Annotated in this window: 13 protein-coding genes; 7 read left to right on the forward strand and 6 right to left on the reverse strand. The window is 49.9% G+C overall.

The window, feature by feature from the left end; all coding sequences use genetic code 11:
- Positions 1 to 22 precede the first annotated feature (22 nt).
- The 4 genes from ACQ6WK_RS08005 to ribF form a co-directional block, all read right to left on the reverse strand.
- Positions 23 to 520, reverse strand: coding sequence for a hypothetical protein (locus tag ACQ6WK_RS08005; protein WP_432800219.1), 498 nt, complete (start codon positions 518 to 520; stop codon positions 23 to 25).
- A gap of 16 nt (positions 521 to 536) precedes the next feature.
- Positions 537 to 1,109 (reverse strand): dCTP deaminase, encoded by a 573-nt coding sequence (gene dcd / locus ACQ6WK_RS08010; RefSeq protein ID WP_432800220.1) that lies wholly within the window; start codon positions 1,107 to 1,109, stop codon positions 537 to 539.
- Positions 1,110 to 1,807: 698 nt separating this feature from the next.
- Positions 1,808 to 2,857 carry a DHH family phosphoesterase gene (locus ACQ6WK_RS08015; RefSeq protein WP_432800221.1) on the reverse strand — a complete coding sequence of 350 codons (1,050 nt, stop codon included), beginning with the start codon at positions 2,855 to 2,857 and terminating at the stop codon, positions 1,808 to 1,810.
- A gap of 77 nt (positions 2,858 to 2,934) precedes the next feature.
- Positions 2,935 to 3,915 carry a riboflavin biosynthesis protein RibF gene (gene ribF / locus ACQ6WK_RS08020; protein WP_432800222.1) on the reverse strand — a complete coding sequence of 327 codons (981 nt, stop codon included), beginning with the start codon at positions 3,913 to 3,915 and terminating at the stop codon, positions 2,935 to 2,937.
- Between the two features lie 121 nt (positions 3,916 to 4,036).
- Between ribF and bcp the strand changes: the two genes are divergently transcribed.
- Positions 4,037 to 4,537: a thioredoxin-dependent thiol peroxidase gene (bcp, locus tag ACQ6WK_RS08025; RefSeq protein ID WP_432800223.1), complete on the forward strand. Its 501-nt coding sequence runs from the start codon at positions 4,037 to 4,039 to the stop codon at positions 4,535 to 4,537.
- Positions 4,538 to 4,550: 13 nt separating this feature from the next.
- Here bcp and rnc read toward each other — a convergent pair whose 3' ends face one another.
- Entirely contained in the window at positions 4,551 to 5,312 is a 762-nt protein-coding gene (rnc, locus tag ACQ6WK_RS08030) for a ribonuclease III (RefSeq protein WP_432800224.1), read from the reverse strand.
- 410 nt (positions 5,313 to 5,722) lie between these two features.
- On the opposite strand from rnc, the gene ACQ6WK_RS08035 reads away from it, so the two are divergent.
- The 6 genes from ACQ6WK_RS08035 to ACQ6WK_RS08060 all read left to right on the forward strand — a co-directional run bounded on the left by ACQ6WK_RS08035 (position 5,723) and on the right by ACQ6WK_RS08060 (position 14,805).
- On the forward strand, positions 5,723 to 7,825 hold the full coding sequence (locus ACQ6WK_RS08035; RefSeq protein WP_432800225.1) for a hypothetical protein: 2,103 nt from the start codon (positions 5,723 to 5,725) through the stop codon (positions 7,823 to 7,825).
- 128 nt (positions 7,826 to 7,953) lie between these two features.
- Entirely contained in the window at positions 7,954 to 10,491 is a 2,538-nt protein-coding gene (locus ACQ6WK_RS08040) for a hypothetical protein (RefSeq protein WP_432800226.1), read from the forward strand.
- Between the two features lie 52 nt (positions 10,492 to 10,543).
- On the forward strand, positions 10,544 to 10,693 hold the full coding sequence (locus ACQ6WK_RS08045; RefSeq protein WP_432800227.1) for a large ribosomal subunit protein bL34: 150 nt from the start codon (positions 10,544 to 10,546) through the stop codon (positions 10,691 to 10,693).
- Positions 10,694 to 10,949: 256 nt separating this feature from the next.
- Positions 10,950 to 12,245, forward strand: a complete 1,296-nt coding sequence (gene eno / locus ACQ6WK_RS08050; protein ID WP_432800228.1) for a phosphopyruvate hydratase — start codon at positions 10,950 to 10,952, stop codon at positions 12,243 to 12,245.
- Positions 12,246 to 12,376: 131 nt separating this feature from the next.
- Complete coding sequence (locus tag ACQ6WK_RS08055; protein ID WP_432800229.1) at positions 12,377 to 14,179, forward strand: hypothetical protein; 1,803 nt, start codon at positions 12,377 to 12,379, stop codon at positions 14,177 to 14,179.
- A 23-nt stretch (positions 14,180 to 14,202) separates the two neighbouring features.
- Entirely contained in the window at positions 14,203 to 14,805 is a 603-nt protein-coding gene (locus ACQ6WK_RS08060; RefSeq protein ID WP_432800230.1) for a nitroreductase family protein, read from the forward strand.
- On the opposite strand, the gene ACQ6WK_RS08065 is transcribed toward ACQ6WK_RS08060, so the two are convergent.
- A complete protein-coding gene (locus ACQ6WK_RS08065) occupies positions 14,797 to 16,389 on the reverse strand; it encodes a hypothetical protein (RefSeq protein ID WP_432800231.1) in 1,593 nt (530 codons plus the stop codon). The two genes, ACQ6WK_RS08060 and ACQ6WK_RS08065, sit on opposite strands and share 9 nt — an antisense overlap.
- Positions 16,390 to 16,461 lie beyond the last annotated feature (72 nt).

Genomic DNA, 16,461 nt, shown 5'->3' on the forward strand with positions numbered 1-16,461 from the left:
GCGCCTCTGAAAATTTTTGGCTTTATGAACTTGAATGTCTCGCTGCCTGCTGACGCAAAATTCGCACCAGCTTCTTAAACGCGGTCACATGGCACAAACCCGCTGCCGACGCGACCAACTTCCCATCAACCCGCACCCCCCAAGTGGTTTCCCAATCCCCGCCGTCCATCGGCTCAAGCTCGATCTCAATCGGCCCGGTCAACTTTGCAGTCCGCTGCTTAAACGGCCTTGCATGAAGCGCCAACCGTGGGTCTGTCGCAAGCTCTTCAACAAAACGTGCAGCCACGCTCAACGGATGATCCGAATCAAGACCGGCGAGCTCGTACTCAAACACCGGCTGATCGTTCGGCGTCACCGGGTCCGTCAGCGCAATCCGCAAACCACAATCATTCAGCGGATAAATGTCCGTCACCTCAACCAGCATCGCCTGCGTACTGCCCGGCTGACGATAGATCGATATCTCGCCCGCGACATTCCGCGGCTTGGGGATCGTGAATGATGTATCACTTCTTGTTATCAATTCAATCCACCTTTGCTTAATCAACTTTCGGCAGAACCAGCCCCGGCTGATCCTGATACTTTCCGTTCTTGTCCGCGTAGCTGTTCTCGCAAACCTCTTCCGCCTTCAAAAAGATCAACTGCGCAATGCCTTCATTCGCATAGATCTTGGCCGGCAGCGGTGTCGTGTTGGAGATTTCAATCGTGATCTTGCCGCGCCATTCTGGTTCTAGCGGCGTGACGTTCACGATGATCCCGCAACGGGCATACGTCGATTTCCCCACGCAGATCGCCAGGATGTCACGTGGAATGTCGAACACTTCGACTGTTTCACACAACGCAAAGGAATTCGGCGGGATAATCACGTAGTCCTTGCCCGTGTCTTCAGTATCAACCGTGACAAAATTTTCATCACGGAAAACCTTGGGATCGACAATTGATTGTTCGCCGGTGGGTGACACATCGGTGAAAATCTTGAACAGCGTGCCAACACGCACGTCGTAGCCGTAGGATGAGACGCCGTAAGACACCATCCCCGGGCGTTTGACGTTTTCTTCAAACGGCTCGATGCCGATGGTTTGCTTAATTTGTGCATCAGATAGCACTGGCATGAGATAACAGCCCCTTATCGTTGCCTTAGGTTAGGATGCAATGCTGGTAAGTCTGTCGTCGTCACCTTGCATAGAGCTTCCGTACTCGGCAGGTTCGATTGTTTGTGCCCGTTGGCTGACCGGTTGAATCGGAGCGGATGGCCATCAAGGGGCATGTTTTGAGATGCCGACACGACCGGGCGTGTGGCGGATGCAAAAACATGTGAATCGCGGCGGGAACATCCATGAAGCCGCTGACTCAGAAACCAATAGTACCCCCATATCTTGTGCCTGCAAGCAGTAAATTCCCAAAACATAGTGGATGGTAGGCATCTGTTTTCTGTAAACCAAATACCTAACTGAGTTTATTTGAGATTATCATTTTTCTTCAGATTTGTTCTATGCGGATAAATGACAGTTCAAAGACAAGTTTTCCACCAAAGTCATGAACGACATTCACTTTACCATTTACCCACAATAATTCGTAAGTTCTTATTAAATCGCTAGTAGTGTATGTTAGAGATTCGTAAACAGGTTAATTTGATCAATCAAAGAGTCGCTAAGAGAAGATCTCTCATTCAAGCACAATATATGGGGGTAGACATCAAAGCCACATCATGTGGAAAGTACCGCCAAGCAACGACAATGATAAAACTAAGGTCACAATCGCATCGATTCAAAGTCGGAGATCAGGGCAATATGGAAGAAATAGGCAAAATCTATTGCTCTGTGGATTCCAAAAGAGCACTGCTGAGCGTTCGCTTAATATCCGGAAGCAGATCGTGGATGGTGCCAGTGAGTTTTGCACCAGCCGCTCGCGCATGTCCACCACCTCCGAAATGAGAGGCAAGCTGGGCAACGTCGACGGCATTTGGGCCGGGCTTGGAGCGGAAAGACATACGTGCAATCGTCTCGCCGGTTTCTATATCCCGTTTTTCACTGACCAAAACAACCAATTGGACGGTCGCGACTTTCTGTGGGATATCAACGATCCGCTCAGTCTCTTCTTCATACGCTCCGGTTTCAGCAAAATCTTCGAGCGACAGCGACATGATCGCGACGCGGTTATCGAGAAGCAATTCCAATGAATCAATCGCACGGATGAGGAGTTTGAGTTTCTCGGGCCGCTCTGTTTGCTCGAGCTTTTGGAAGAGTTCAGCATGATCAATGCCTTGCTCGATCAGGTCAGCAGCAATGCGATGTGTCACTGGCCGGGTGTTGGAAAAACGAAACCATCCGGTGTCAGAGACAATGCCGGTGAAGATCGCGCTGTTAATGATATTTTTGGCCTGAGAATCAAGGGTCAAATCAGCGGTAAGGATATTGGCAAGTTCGTAAATAATCTCGGCGCAAGCGCCCGCATTTGAATCGATGTACCTGTGCTTGGCGGGGATATCGCCAGAAAGATGATGATCAATAATCATGAGGTTGTCGGCATTTGCCACGAGCGTGTCGCAAGTAAAAGCAACTTGTGATTTAGCGCCTGTATCCAAAAGCAAAAACGAGGCGGCATTAGCAAGCGCATCGGGGCTGTCTATCGCCTGAATAGAGGAGAAGCCGGGAAGTACATCAAAATTCTGCGGAATCGGCGGGACAAGGTAGCCTTGTACATCAATATCCAGAACGCGGATCGCTTGGGTGATCGCTAAGACAGAACCAAGCGCGTCGCCATCAGGCTTAGCATGCGTAACAACAGCGATGGGCTGCGGCATCTGCTTGATGATGTCCGCAGCCTGCGTGAGCGATATATTCGAGGTGTATTGACTCAATGTCCTGTATTTCCTTTGATGCGCAGGTTGCATGGGTGGTCTGCGAGTGTGGGGTGAGGTGAGGGGGAGTGATTGTTTTATCGGCTATCTGATTGGGATTGTAAAGCGGTAACAGCGAGAGGTTCATGCCTATTTTTTAGAGCAAAACACCTGACTTGCGCGACATCCCGGTGCATCTGGGCAATCAGATCATCCACAGAACTAAACGCAAGCTGATCACGAATCCAAGCGGTAAAGGAGAGATGGACGGTTTTGTCGTAGAGGTCGAGGTCGGTATCGAGCAAATAGGCCTCGATGAAGAGTTGTTTTTGTTTGTTTTCAAAGGTGGGCTTGAGGCCGACAGAGATCGCGGCAGTAAAGATTTGATCGGGAAGGTGCGGGAAGGTAGCTGTCCCAGCATAAACACCGTGCAGAGGGAGCTGAAAGGCGGCAGTATGGCCGTTGCAAAGATTGATGGTAGGGAATCCAATCTTGCGACCCATCTGCGCACCACGAACAACCGAGGCGGTGAGGGTATAGGGATGTCCGAGGGAAACCGCCGCATCGGCAACACGCCCCTGCCCGATGAGCCAACGGATGAGCGAGGACCGCACAGGAGCGATATGGTTATTGGTGAGGGTGATATTAAGGGTGTCGGGAGTATGGACGGTGAAGTTGTACTGCTCAGCGAGCTGACGAAGGAGATTGATGTCGCCGGCACGCTCATGCCCAAAGCGGAAATCAGCACCTTCGACAAAGGCAATCGGGTGATACTGATCGACAATTTGTTGGACAAACTGCTCGGGAGATTCTGCGAGCAGCTGCCGCGTGGGCTTAAGAACAACAACCTCGGTTGCACCAGCAGCTTTGAGAAGCTCAATACGACGCTCAATAGTGGTCAAACGAGTCGGTGTTTTGCCCGGATTCAGGATAGCGATCGGGTGGGGATCGAAAGTGATAGCAATGAGCTTGTCATCATGTTTGTCTGCTAGAGATTTGGCGAGTGCAAGGATGTGCTGATGCCCACGGTGGAAGCCGTCGAAATTGCCGATGGTCATGATGGAGGGTTGCGGAGGCATGATGTTGATATGATAGCGGGGAATGGCGAAAGTTGCGTGCGGATGGTTTGGATGAATGAAAAGACCCTTTCCGCGAAGCGTGTGGGTTTAAATGAATCATTAAATGCTTGAGGATGATGTGATGGCAAAGAAAAAAGTCGCAAAAAAATCATATGGCATTGAGGTAGGCAAAAAAGCGCCAGCCTTTACACTTGCGGATCAGTCCGGTGAAAAAGTGAAGCTGTCAGATCACAAAGGGAAATGGGTCGTGCTTTACTTTTATCCGAAGGACAACACCAGCGGCTGCACGACTGAAGCTTGCGCATTTCGTGATGAGATCGAAGTGTTTACAGGTTTAGATGCAGTAGTGCTGGGGGTGAGTCCGGACGATGTCACCAGTCATGGGAAATTTGCAGGAAAATACGACCTGCCGTTTAGTTTGTTGGCAGATGTGGAAAAGAAGGTGTGCGAAAAATACGGGGTGTGGCAGGAAAAGAGCTTGTATGGACGGAAGTTTATGGGAGTAGTACGGACAACATATGTGATCGATCCATCCGGAAAAATTGCCGCGAAATGGGGGAAGGTGCGCGTGAAGGATCATGTCTCGGCAGTACGTGAAATGATCGAAACATTACAACAGTAATGCGACCAAACGATCATTCTGTTTCCGGGGGTTCGGAGGTTGGCGCCGTCGGTGGAGGCGCGGTGGCGGCAGGAGTGAGGTGGACGTTCTCTTTCCCGTCGATGGTGGCAAGGTCCAATTCGACCAGTGCATTGAGTGCAGCCTTCTGTTCGGATTCTTTCTTCGAGTTAGCCCAAGCGGAAGAGAACTGGCGAGAGTCGATCTCAACAGCAACCTCGAAGCATTTCGCGTGATCGGGACCTTTCTCATCGAGCAGCACATAGGACGGGTTCACAGGAAAATGCTTCTGTGCGTATTGCTGAAGAACAGATTTGAAATTTTGTTGGTGCGAGGATTGTTCTGCATCGTCAATGATGGGGGTAAGATGCTCAAGGATAAATTTTCGTGCGGGGTCGAAACCGCCATCAAGATAAATTGCAGCAATCACAGATTCGTAGACAGCCGCTGCAACTGACGAAGGAAGTGAGGGGCGTCCGACCATGCCTTTGCCAAGACTAAGTAGTGAGACGAGGTCAATTTCCTCTGAGATCTGAGCGCAGACGCGGCGAGAGACAACGGCAGATTTGATTTTGGTCAGTTCGCCTTCGAGAAGCTCGGGAAATTTCTCGTAGAGGTAATCACAGACAACGAAGCCGAGAACAGCATCACCGAGGAATTCCATACGTTCGTTGGATTCAAGCCGAGAGTCAGCGAAAGATGCGTGCGTGAGCGCTTCTTCGAGGAGCTTGGGGTTTTTGAACGTGTAGTTCAGGACGGAATGGGCCTTGTCATTCATGAAGTGATCGCAGAACGGGCCGAAGTCATTGCAGAAGGTCGATATGGCAGTTAAAGTTAATTTGGTGTGATAATCAACTTTCTTTGCCGATCCGGTGACGCGGCGGGGCGGTGGCCCGAACCCTCGTGCCGCTACGTCAGCGGGGCTGCAAATATTGTAGTGGGGATTGGCAACGGAATCATCTAAAAGAATCGCAAGTTTATCCCACGTGAGTGTGTTGCTCGCCGGAGAAACATCTTATATTGGTTTCGGCTCTATAAACGGATGAAACAGATGAATGGGCAATCCGTCATAGATATCGGGTCATACACGTTTCCAGAGAGGATGATGTAATGGCCGATTTATAACTTTTACATGCCACACAATTGATGATTGTCTTGATCATCTGTAAAGGATAGAACACGCATATCATGGATGAATTGAAAAGATCTGGGAAGCGGAGCGGTTTGTTTGGCGTACGGGTAGGTTTTTACCGGCCTATGCTGAGCGTGGCTGCTGGACTGAGTTTTGTTCTTGGGATAGGAAACTTTGTAAACGGACAAAGCTTGATCGAGTCGCCGAGCGGAGAAAAAACCGCTGCGGCCGATCGCGGCGCGCTGATTGATGTCCCGGCCAAGGCGCAGGTGACAATGCCTGTGAGCGAGGTGCGGGTTGGGATGAAGGGCTATGGGATGACTGTGTTCCACGGGACGAAGATTGAGCCGTTCCCGGTGGAAGTGGTGAGCGTGATCCCGGACGGGTCGCCGAAGATGGCGACGGTGTGGATCAAATGTATTGAGCCGCGACTGAACCAATCAGGCCCGGTGCAAGGAATGAGTGGCTCACCAATTTATCTTTGGGAAGAAGACGAGGAAGGAACGATCGGCGAAGGTGGCCGCTTGATTGGCGCCTTTGCGTTTGGTTTTTCGGAAGTGAAATATTGCTTGGCAGGTGTGCAACCTATCGCGTACATGCGAAATGTTGGCAGCCGAATTGATGTCGAAGAATTAGAAGAAGCAAAGGAAGGTTCGGAAGCCAAAGTTGCGGGGTTGGGATATGAAAACGGTTTGCGGAGCTTGCGAACGCTGGCGCGTTTTGCAGATAAGCAAGGCGTGAGTGATGACAAACGGCATGTGCTTGATCAGGTCATGAAGTTGATGGGGGAAACGGAAGAAACGAAAGAGCAAGTTACTACCGCACAAGAAAAAGTGGTAGGCACGCAGGCAATGATGTTACCGATGGGTGTGGGGAGTGAAGCGGCAGCAACCTTTGCCAAACCGATGCTAGAGCGATTTAACATCACACCGTATGCAACAGTGGTGGGCGGCGGCGATGCACTCTTGGGCGGCAAGCCAACACCGGGGATTGATGAGAACACAAAAATCCAACCCGGCGGCGTGCTAAGTATCCCATTGGTTTATGGTGATATGCTCATGGCCGCGACAGGAACGGTGACAGATGTCATGCCAGATGGTCGGGTACTTGGATTCGGCCACGCGATGTTTGGACAAGGCTATACGAACGTGCCGTTGGCAACTGGGTATGTGCATTTTGTCGTGCCGCGCCAATCGATCAGCTTTAAGCAATCAAGCAGTTTGAAGATGGCTGGAACAATCGGGCAGGATGAATCTGCTGCGGTGGCAGGCCTTGCAGGAGATTACTACAGCACCGCACCCGTAAAGGTGAAAGTTAAATTACCAAATCAACCTGAACGGAGCTATCAATACCGTGTGGTAGACCATCCGACATTGACCCCGATTTTAACACTCGTCAGTTCACTGCAAAGTATCACAGCAGTGCAAGATGTGCCGCCATTATGCACGATGCGTGCCAAGATGAAGATTCAATTTAGTGGTGGCCGCGAGCTTGAATCGAAAGTGTTTTCCCCAAATGCGGGCGCAACTGACATTGTGTTCGGCGCATTGCCAGCCATGATGGCGATGACAAACAATCCGTTTGAGCAACTGAAAATCAAAGGATTTGAGGTTGAGGTTGAGGTCACCAAGGGTGTTGAATCAGCAACATTGGTTTCAGCACGGATCGATCAGGCCGATGTCGCTCCAGGCGATCAAGTCGATGTCACCTTCACGGTGCAAAAGTATGGCGGAGAATTAAAAGAATTGCACGGATCGATCACTGTGCCGAAAGACACGCCAGAAGGCAACTACAATTTAATGATTGCCAATGCACAGCAATACTCTTCAATGAAGCTAGCAACACAGCCGCACTTAACGAAAATCACCAACGTAGATGATCTTTATGAGGTGCTAAAGATCGTGCTGGGTGTGAAGCATGATTCGATGTACTTGGTCATGAACCTGGCAGACAAGGGAATCGCAATTGGCCGATCTGCTTTGCCAGGCTTGCCGTCAAGTCGTCGTGCGATGATCATGAATAAAACGAACACGTATGCAACACCGTATGTTGAATTTGCGGAATCGGAAATCAATACCGGTTTGGCAGTCCAAGGCGCGTTGAACTTCCAAGTGAAGGTAGTGAAAAAAGCCGAAGGCATCGCAAGCGCAACAGAATAAATCCGAGGATTGATGATATGCGGACAGCATGATGTAGGGCACGGGAGATCAACCACCAGCCGATGAACCATTCATCTGCTAGGGCGAACTAACTTAGAACAATATGACAGGCAGCGAAGGAACGCCTTATGAATTTAAGTCGAATGAGTCGAACAAGGAAAATGGGATTAGGTCTTGCGTGCGGGGTGCTGACACTCAGCGCGACCAGCATGGCAATCCAACCTGATGCGTTTGTCGAATCCACCGAGGCGGTCTTTGATACCGGCACAACCGACAACACAGTGGTGACGAACTTGGGTGACATTAAATTGTCGGCTCAGGCGGAAGTCATCGGCGAAATGCCGGAGCAAGCGAGCATTGTCTACGACGTGCAGCAAGTGGGGGGTGTGGTTTATCTAGCTGCAGGAGCGGAAGCAAAACTACTCAAGAAAGAAGGCGATGAGATCAAGACCGTGCTCGAACTAGAGAGCGGCCAGATCTTTACACTCGGTGAATACAACGGCAAGCTACTTGTCGGTGTAAGCGATGAAACCAGTTCCCTGTCGGTGCTTGAAGATGATGGCACACTGAAAGAAATCGCGAAGCTAGAGAATGTGCGGTACATCTGGGATATCCTAGTACGTGGCGAGATGATCGTGATTGCGACAGGGATCGAAGGGCGTGTGTTGGGGATCATGCCGAAAGATTTTAATGCTGAAGCGGAAGAAGGCGAAAACAAGGGGCTGATTGAAATCTTAGATGCTGAGCAGGTAAACGTGCTTTGCCTGGCGGAAGATGATGAAGGACTTTTGTATGCGGGAACGGATACAGATGGCTTGGTCTACCGCATCAGTGGCGTAGGTACTGATAAGCTCGAAAAGTTTGTCATTCTTGATGCGGCTGAACCTGAAATCGGCGCACTGCTTGTAGCCAAAAATGGCAATGTATATGCAGGCACAGCCGATGCGAATATGGCAAAGCCCGGCCGCATGAGTGAAGCTGAAGGTCAAGAGAAGGGTCGCCCAAGTGAAGGCGGCGAAACGCTTGAGAAAATCGAAGGCGAAGCGGGCGAAGGTGAAAACCCAGGCGATCTGCCAGACGTTGCACCGAAACCTGAACCTGTCGCGGAAGATGACGCAGTCGCTGAAACCAAAGACGACACGGCAGCTACAGATGAAGGTGATGCACCAGAAGCCGCAGATGAAGCATCAAATGACGATGGACCGTCTGCGGAAGCAATTGCCAAGGAACAGGAAGAAATCGGTGCTGAGGTTGTGGAGCCCACACCGGAGCAACGCGATCGTTTACGTGATCTTGTACGAGAAAAATTGGCGGCTGCCCGTAAGAGCGGCACCTTGCAAGCACCGGCTGGTACGAAGAGCGGCAAGAAAGCACCAAACGTGAGCCGAGCCAAAGGTGGTAACCAAGGGCCACAGCAAGGCAACGCAATCTATAAAATTGATCGTGATGGCTTTGTAAGTCAGGTGTTCCGCGAATCAGTCATGATCTTGAAGATGATTGAAGACGACGGCAAGCTCCTAGTCGGTACCGGCAACGAGGGACAAATCTTCCGTATTGATCCCACGACGAGCGAAGTCACGATCGTATCTAATCTTGACGCTGAACAAGTGCCGGCACTGGACTACACCGAAAGCGGTGTCTTGGTAGGGACTGCAAACCCAGCGCAGCTGATTGATCTTACCGAGGCAGGTAAAGAAACACGCGGCACGTTTACCAGTGCTGTGCTTGATGCTGGACAAGTCAGTCTTTGGGGAACACTCCGCGTAACTGCCAACATCCCAGACGGGACGAGCGTAACTGTCGAAACACGCAGCGGCAATGTTGCAAATCCAGAACTTGCACCGTGGAGCGAATGGAGCGTAGCGCAGGCATTCATGCCGGGAGCAAACGAATCGCCCTTGCAACCACGACAGATGGTGGTGAACTCACCGCCAGCAAGATTTGTTCAGTACCGCGTGACATTGACCGGCGATTCAGACAACAGTCCTGTCGTAGGCCGTGTGGAATTGGCGTATGTGACGCCGAACCTACGGCCAATGATCACGAGTGTGAAGACTAGCTATACAGAGCCGCAAAAGGGTCAGGCACAAGCGGAAAGTCAGCTTGGACAGCCTAATCCCAATATGAATATCGAATGGGAAGCACACGACCCCAACGGGGACAAGCTCCTGTATGCGATTCAATTCCAGCCATCTGGCTCAACAGCTTGGGTGGATGTGGCTACGGATATCGAGCAGAATAATTTTGAATGGAACACCTCGCTGCGGTCACCGGACGGCTGGTACTATGTCCGAGTGATGGCAAGCGACCGTTTGGACAATCCAGGCGACATGGCGCTAAGCTATACAAGACGAAGCGAGCCGGTGCTCGTGGATAATTCCGCTCCGGAAGTGCAAAACTTGAAGATTGCAATTGAAGGTGGTGCGGCCACTTTGTTGGGCACAGCCGCGGATCGATGGTCACCGATCCACGGGATTGCCTATGTCGTGGACGATGATAAATTCTTCACGCCGGTACTACCAGAAGACTTGATCTTCGATTCGACACAAGAAGCGTTCTCGGTTAAACTTACCGACCTTCCGAAGGGGGAACACGTGGTGACCTTGAAGGTTACGGACGCACGTGGCAACTACGTGCTTAAACGGCAACTAATTGATATTAAGTGATTTACGTCGGGTAAACGGACTTTAAAGCCCCGGCATCACGGAGTATGGAAACATGGCAACGCATTATCCAAAACGTCGTAGTTTGATTAAACGTGCTCGCAAGTTCGGATTCCGCGCCCGCATGCGGACCTCAAAAGGCCGCAAGATGGTGAACCGCAAGCGTTCGCTCGGCCGTAGCGTGAACGTGAGACGTTCATTCTAAGTCGGAATGACAAGCCCCAACGGGCATTAAAATCGACATGATTGAGCAGGTATGACTGTGTGCAGCCTGCTCATTTTTTACGCGCCTTAGAAATGAAACACAACCATGTCGTTCTAGCCGCCGCTCCAACACGCAGGGAATAACAAACCTTTAACTCTGAAGATTTGTCGTGGAAGGTGGATGCGATTAAGATTCAGGTCTAGGCAACCGCCTTTCCCTCCTTATTTACTCCAACAAAACATGAGGTTAACTGATCATGAGCTTTGAGATTGAGATCGTACACGGCAGACAGGTGCTGGACTCCCGCGGTAATCCGACGGTAGAAGTCGAGGTTCATCTGGCCGACGGCACGACCGGCCGAGCGATGGTGCCAAGTGGCGCATCAACCGGTGAAAATGAAGCGGTCGAGCTGCGTGACGGCGACAAGGACTACTACCTCGGCAAGAGCGTCGAGAAGGCTGTTGAAAACGTCAACTCACAGATCGCACCTGAACTCATGGGCATTGATGCTCGTGATCAGGAATACATTGACGCTGTCATGCTTGAACTCGATGGCACGGAAAACAAAGGCAACCTCGGCGCCAACGGTATTCTCGGCGTATCTATGGCTGTCGCTCATGCAGGTGCTGAAGCTAGTGGCCTGCCACTGTACCGCTACCTCGGCGGCACCGGTGCCAAGACCCTGCCCTGCCCAATGATGAACATCCTCAACGGCGGTAAGCACGCGGACAACACCGTGGACTTCCAGGAATTCATGATCCAGCCTTGGGGCTTCGACAACTTCGGCGAAGCGGTCCGTGCTGGCGTTGAAATCTACCACAAGCTGAAAGGCGTTCTTTCTGACCGCGGCCTGTCTACCGCCGTTGGTGATGAAGGCGGCTTCGCGCCAAACCTCAAGAGCAACGAAGAAGCACTTCAGGTCATCGAAGAAGCTGTCGACAAGTCAGGCTACAAGTTCGGCGAACAGATCTTCGTCGCACTCGACCCAGCGACTTCCGAACTCTGGAACGAAGCTGAAAAACTCGGCAAAGAGGGCTACTGCTTCTTCAGCTCGAACCCGAGCGAAGTCATCAGTGCCGACGACATGATCGCGATCTGGGCTGACTGGTGCGACAAGTACCCAATCCGCTCCATCGAAGACGGCCTCGCCGAAAACGACTGGGCTGGCTGGAAGAAGCTCACCGAAAAACTCGGCGACAAGGTTCAACTCGTCGGCGACGACCTGTTTGTCACCAACAAGAAGTTCCTCCAGAAGGGCATCGACAACGACACCGCCAACTCGATTCTCGTGAAGGTCAATCAGATTGGTACACTGAGTGAAACGTTCGACGCAGTCAACCTCGCACAGCACAGCGGCTACACCGCAGTCCTCTCGCACCGCTCTGGTGAAACCGAAGACGCGACCATCGCTGACATTGCGGTTGCGACAAACTGCGGCCAGATCAAGACCGGCGCTCCTTGCCGCTCAGACCGTAATGCGAAGTATAATCAGCTTCTGCGTATCGCAGAAGAACTTGGCGATCAGGCAGTCTATGGCCAGTGGCGCAAATAAGCTGATGGCATAAGCGGCTATTACAAATGCCGCATAAAAATTGCATGACTCTCGCACCCCTTTTCATTTTGAAGAGGGGTGTTTTTCTATGGTGTCCCACGACGGTGGGATATAATGCTTGGATGCGAGACATGAACACGGGCCGCCGAGGATATAAACGTGTTGTACTGATTTATGTGATCCTGATTGCAACGATCGTTCCGACGGTCGCATTGGTTTTACCGTGGTGGTCGCACCGCAATCAACTCGCAGCCATCCAATCAAATGATCATCACATACGCCAGCAAGCTTTGAATGGGCTTATTGACTCATTGAATGGTGATGAGATAAAACGCGATAAGATTAGCCGTGATATTTTTGGCACCTTGGAATATGCCAACGATGCCGGCATCCTGCAGACGGCTGAAATGCTCAATGGCGCCATGATATGGGAGCGAGAAAAAGTTCCAATGAATATTTGGCTTCGCTGGCTGGAAGCAATAAGCAAGCAAGATGATCCGAGTGGGAAATTGCTGGTTTGCGAAGAAGTACGGAAGCTTGAAGGCACATACGATTCAAAACGTGTATTGAACATGTTGCTGGCGATTGAATCATCACTTGACGAGGCGAAACATGGAGCGGGGAATCTGGAAACGATTCAGCGGCAAATACTGTTTAGTCTTGCATTCCTCAATAATAGGCTTGATGCAAAAAGCCGAGTAGTATCACATAATACCATCAAGAACTTCTCACAATCGGGCAGTGATGCTGTACAACGACATGCGTGGATTTTGCGCGGGCTACTTGGACTCATTGATGAATATGATCGTTTTGATCCAAACACCAAACCGAGCCTAGGCGCAAGTGAAGCGAAGCTTTGGGCGATGATGCAGATCAAAAAGCCGCAAGAAAATGATCTCGTCCGCACGCTACACGACAAAAGCTATCGCACACTAGCAATCTATCCTTTGCATCAATCAAAACAAGAACGTACGCAACAAGCGATATTAAATTTACTTGAATTAGAACGTGAAAAGATTGAGGTTGATGATCAAGTGGCGATCTGGCGAGCGATCCTAAGCTCGCCTCAACCCAATATCCATAGAAAACCGCTCAGCCGAAATGAGTTTGCACTCGCCATCCATGCGGAAGAACCCGGGGACGATGCGTTTCAGTACCCACTTGTTACCGCTGCAAGCTATAGATTTGGTATTGGCCATACACAAACCCGCCCCGAGAATGATCCTTTTGGTTCATTGGTCAAACTCGCCGTGGTCGAAAGCAATGCCCATGAGAAGAAAGTAACATGGGCTCCATTTGATGGTGAGCCACCTTTGCTCAAGATCATTTCCATGCGATATGCCGTCTATCCGCAACCAGAATATTTTTATGAGGCATTACGAAGTGATCAGACGCCGATCGTTTGCCTCGCAGCCCATATCGCAGCCACCACATTAAACACGGATCAACTCATCAAACTCAGAAAAAAACTGGTCGAAGACAATGACACCAGAAGTAACATAGCGCTATGCACCCTGCACATCACGACCGGACTGTTACAAGACGATATCAATGATATTTCTGAAGCAACCACAGATTGGACGCTCAAGCAAACAGCTAAGATCGCGAAATGGATGACTGATCATAGGATACAAGAAAATTTTCACCCAACGACACTCCTCAATCATAGCCAATTCGACAACGCCATTGTTTGGCTCGCGATGTTGTATATGGATGATGAGAATCGGGCAAACGCGATCCGAATGATGTTTGATCCTGTTCAGCAGGAACGTGAAAGCTTGACTATATTGCTAGATCAACAGCGATGGATACACCTACTCAATGATTTTGCGTCAAACAGAATGCAACCGTTCTGGGTATGGGCAGATCCATCTCTACAACAATTTCAGCTTGAAATCCTGACCAATCAGGCCATGCTCGAACACGGCCTTTAGACTATAAACACAGAGGCACACCAATGAGCAAACACGCAAAAACACACTATAAAATACATAAACACCTCGTGACACGCTGGAGCCCACGATCCTTTGCAAACAAACCGGTAGAAACCGAAAAATTACATCGTCTCTTTGAAGCAGCACGCTGGGCAGCATCCAGTTACAACGAGCAGCCTTGGCGATTCATCGTGGCTCGCAAAGAAAACAGCGCTGCGTTTGAGAAAGCCATTGGTTGCCTACTTGAAGCGAATCAAGCTTGGGCAAAAAATGCATCGATGCTCATTCTTACTGCCATCTCAACTTCTTTTGCAAAAAATGGCAAGCCAAACCGCGTCGCAATACATGACTTAGGACTTGCGATCGGCAATATGACACATCAAGCCACAGAGGACGGATTATATCTTCATCAAATGGCAGGTGTTGATCTTCAAAAAGTGCGTGATGCCTACCAGATTCCTGATGGTTTTGAGCCTGTGACCGCCATTGCAGTTGGTTATCTTGGCAATGAAAATGATCTGCCGGAAGATTGGATGCGTGAGCAGGAAGCAGCAGAACGTACTCGCAAAGGATTTAATGAAATCGTGTTTGGACAAACATGGGGCGAAGCAAGCGATCTATTCTGATGGTGATTCCGTCCACCACTGCGGATGCTCTTTGATGAATCGCATCATCACTTGATATCGCGGTGATTCTGATGCAGGCTGACCGAGGTATTCAAAATGTGAAAACCGTCCCCATTTCGACCACCGACCGATATCGGTAAAGTGCATAAAAAGTTGGCCACCTGATTTTTTCCAGCCCGTCAGATAGCGTTGATAAAGCTTGCCCATCTCGGGTTGCCGATTAACATCATCGAAAAGTTTGTTGATAGAATCATTGGGCTGCACATGCCACGCGGCTAAATGCTGACCACCCTCATACGCAATCAGATCAACATTATATTTTCGCGCCAGTATTCCATGCTTTTCTATGTTCGCCAATGCGCGCGGCAAAGAAATCGCGGTCAGCTGTTTAAGCAACTCAGCAGATGACATTTGCCTTGTTTTACTGGCTTGCTCACGGCTACCAAAAGAACCACCAAAATAGGGGGCAATCGCAATCGCATCTGTATGCTTATAAGCATCATTAAATTCAAGAGCGCGTTCAGATCCCCATGCATTTGCAGCAAAACCGCCCATCACACGGACAAGCTTGTGTTTGTTTGGATCAATTACTTCCGACCAAATACTAAATATCTCAACCGAACGTTTACTGTAATATTGCCAACCTGCGTGCCAACGATTTTCAGTGTGGCCAAGCTTTAAGCCATTATCTTGCGCATACTTTGACGCAGCAAACATGTTATTCCAAACCTCATTGGAGTGCTCAATATAAATTGTTCGACCCGATTCAAGGTTATTTGCGACTTGCTGTGCAAAGCGCTGAACATAATCGTCATCCGCGGTGTGCGGCATGCAAAACCATGGATCAACCTTCGCTTGATTAGCTAAAGCCACAAGCACCGCGATTGGTGCCCCTTCATGTCGCCATCTTGCATCACTAAGGCGCGGCCGATCCTCCCAGTACTGGAGTTTGGTATCGTTAATAACCTGCCAATCCATAAAACGTACCGCACGAAAACCATGGAGACTTTCAATAAAGTTTTTGTTGAATAACCCATGCTCCTTTGGTGCATGACCTTGCTTGTACACACGAATATTCCGGATATAGTCCCCGGGATCGGTCTCATGAATCTCCAGAAAAAAACCACCGCCCTGTCTTGGCGTCACATCAACAATATGCTTTCCGGGCTTAGAATGCTCTTGATCCACACGTCCAGCACCGCCATAGATAATCTTACCTTGGCCTTCATATTCGACGATGTACCGCCCGGGAAAATAGGTAGAAAGATTATCAACAAGCATGATGGTGCGTGCAATCCGACCGGGCTTGAGACGGGTGACCCATCCATGAGAATCCACATCGATTGATCGCTTATCGTTCCACTGCGAAGATGATCCTGAAATCCAAGGACGAGAAGTTTTGAAAAGATCATTGAATGGATATTGTGTTGACCAATCGGTGATGCCAGCAAGATTGGTACCGAGCGGTGAGTTCTTGTTGTGGCCTTCAGGTAGCGTGTGTTGAGAATATGCTGCTGTCGCCAACATACCAAATATTAACGCAAACAGTATCAATGCATACAGACGAATTGAAGTAACAGGCATAACCATCTCCACAAGTGCCACGTATATCATCAAAAGATTGGCCTTGATAATACCAAACTAACTTGTGCGTGA

Origin of the sequence: Poriferisphaera sp. WC338, from assembly GCF_050931845.1 — a bacterium.
Taxonomy (GTDB): Bacteria; Planctomycetota; Phycisphaerae; order Phycisphaerales; family Phycisphaeraceae; genus Poriferisphaera.

What these genes read in the sequence shown, in the direction of transcription:
- dcd (WP_432800220.1), bottom strand. Translation starts at nt 1,109, where the DNA reads ATGCCAGTGCTATCTGATGCACAAATTAAGCAAACCATCGGCATCGAG.
- ribF (WP_432800222.1), bottom strand. Translation starts at nt 3,915, where the DNA reads ATGCCTCCGCAACCCTCCATCATGACCATCGGCAATTTCGACGGCTTC.
- bcp (WP_432800223.1), top strand. Translation starts at nt 4,037, where the DNA reads ATGGCAAAGAAAAAAGTCGCAAAAAAATCATATGGCATTGAGGTAGGC.
- rnc (WP_432800224.1), bottom strand. Translation starts at nt 5,312, where the DNA reads ATGAATGACAAGGCCCATTCCGTCCTGAACTACACGTTCAAAAACCCC.
- ACQ6WK_RS08035 (WP_432800225.1), top strand. Translation starts at nt 5,723, where the DNA reads ATGGATGAATTGAAAAGATCTGGGAAGCGGAGCGGTTTGTTTGGCGTA.
- ACQ6WK_RS08040 (WP_432800226.1), top strand. Translation starts at nt 7,954, where the DNA reads ATGAATTTAAGTCGAATGAGTCGAACAAGGAAAATGGGATTAGGTCTT.
- ACQ6WK_RS08045 (WP_432800227.1), top strand. Translation starts at nt 10,544, where the DNA reads ATGGCAACGCATTATCCAAAACGTCGTAGTTTGATTAAACGTGCTCGC.
- eno (WP_432800228.1), top strand. Translation starts at nt 10,950, where the DNA reads ATGAGCTTTGAGATTGAGATCGTACACGGCAGACAGGTGCTGGACTCC.
- ACQ6WK_RS08055 (WP_432800229.1), top strand. Translation starts at nt 12,377, where the DNA reads ATGAACACGGGCCGCCGAGGATATAAACGTGTTGTACTGATTTATGTG.
- ACQ6WK_RS08060 (WP_432800230.1), top strand. Translation starts at nt 14,203, where the DNA reads ATGAGCAAACACGCAAAAACACACTATAAAATACATAAACACCTCGTG.
- ACQ6WK_RS08065 (WP_432800231.1), bottom strand. Translation starts at nt 16,389, where the DNA reads ATGCCTGTTACTTCAATTCGTCTGTATGCATTGATACTGTTTGCGTTA.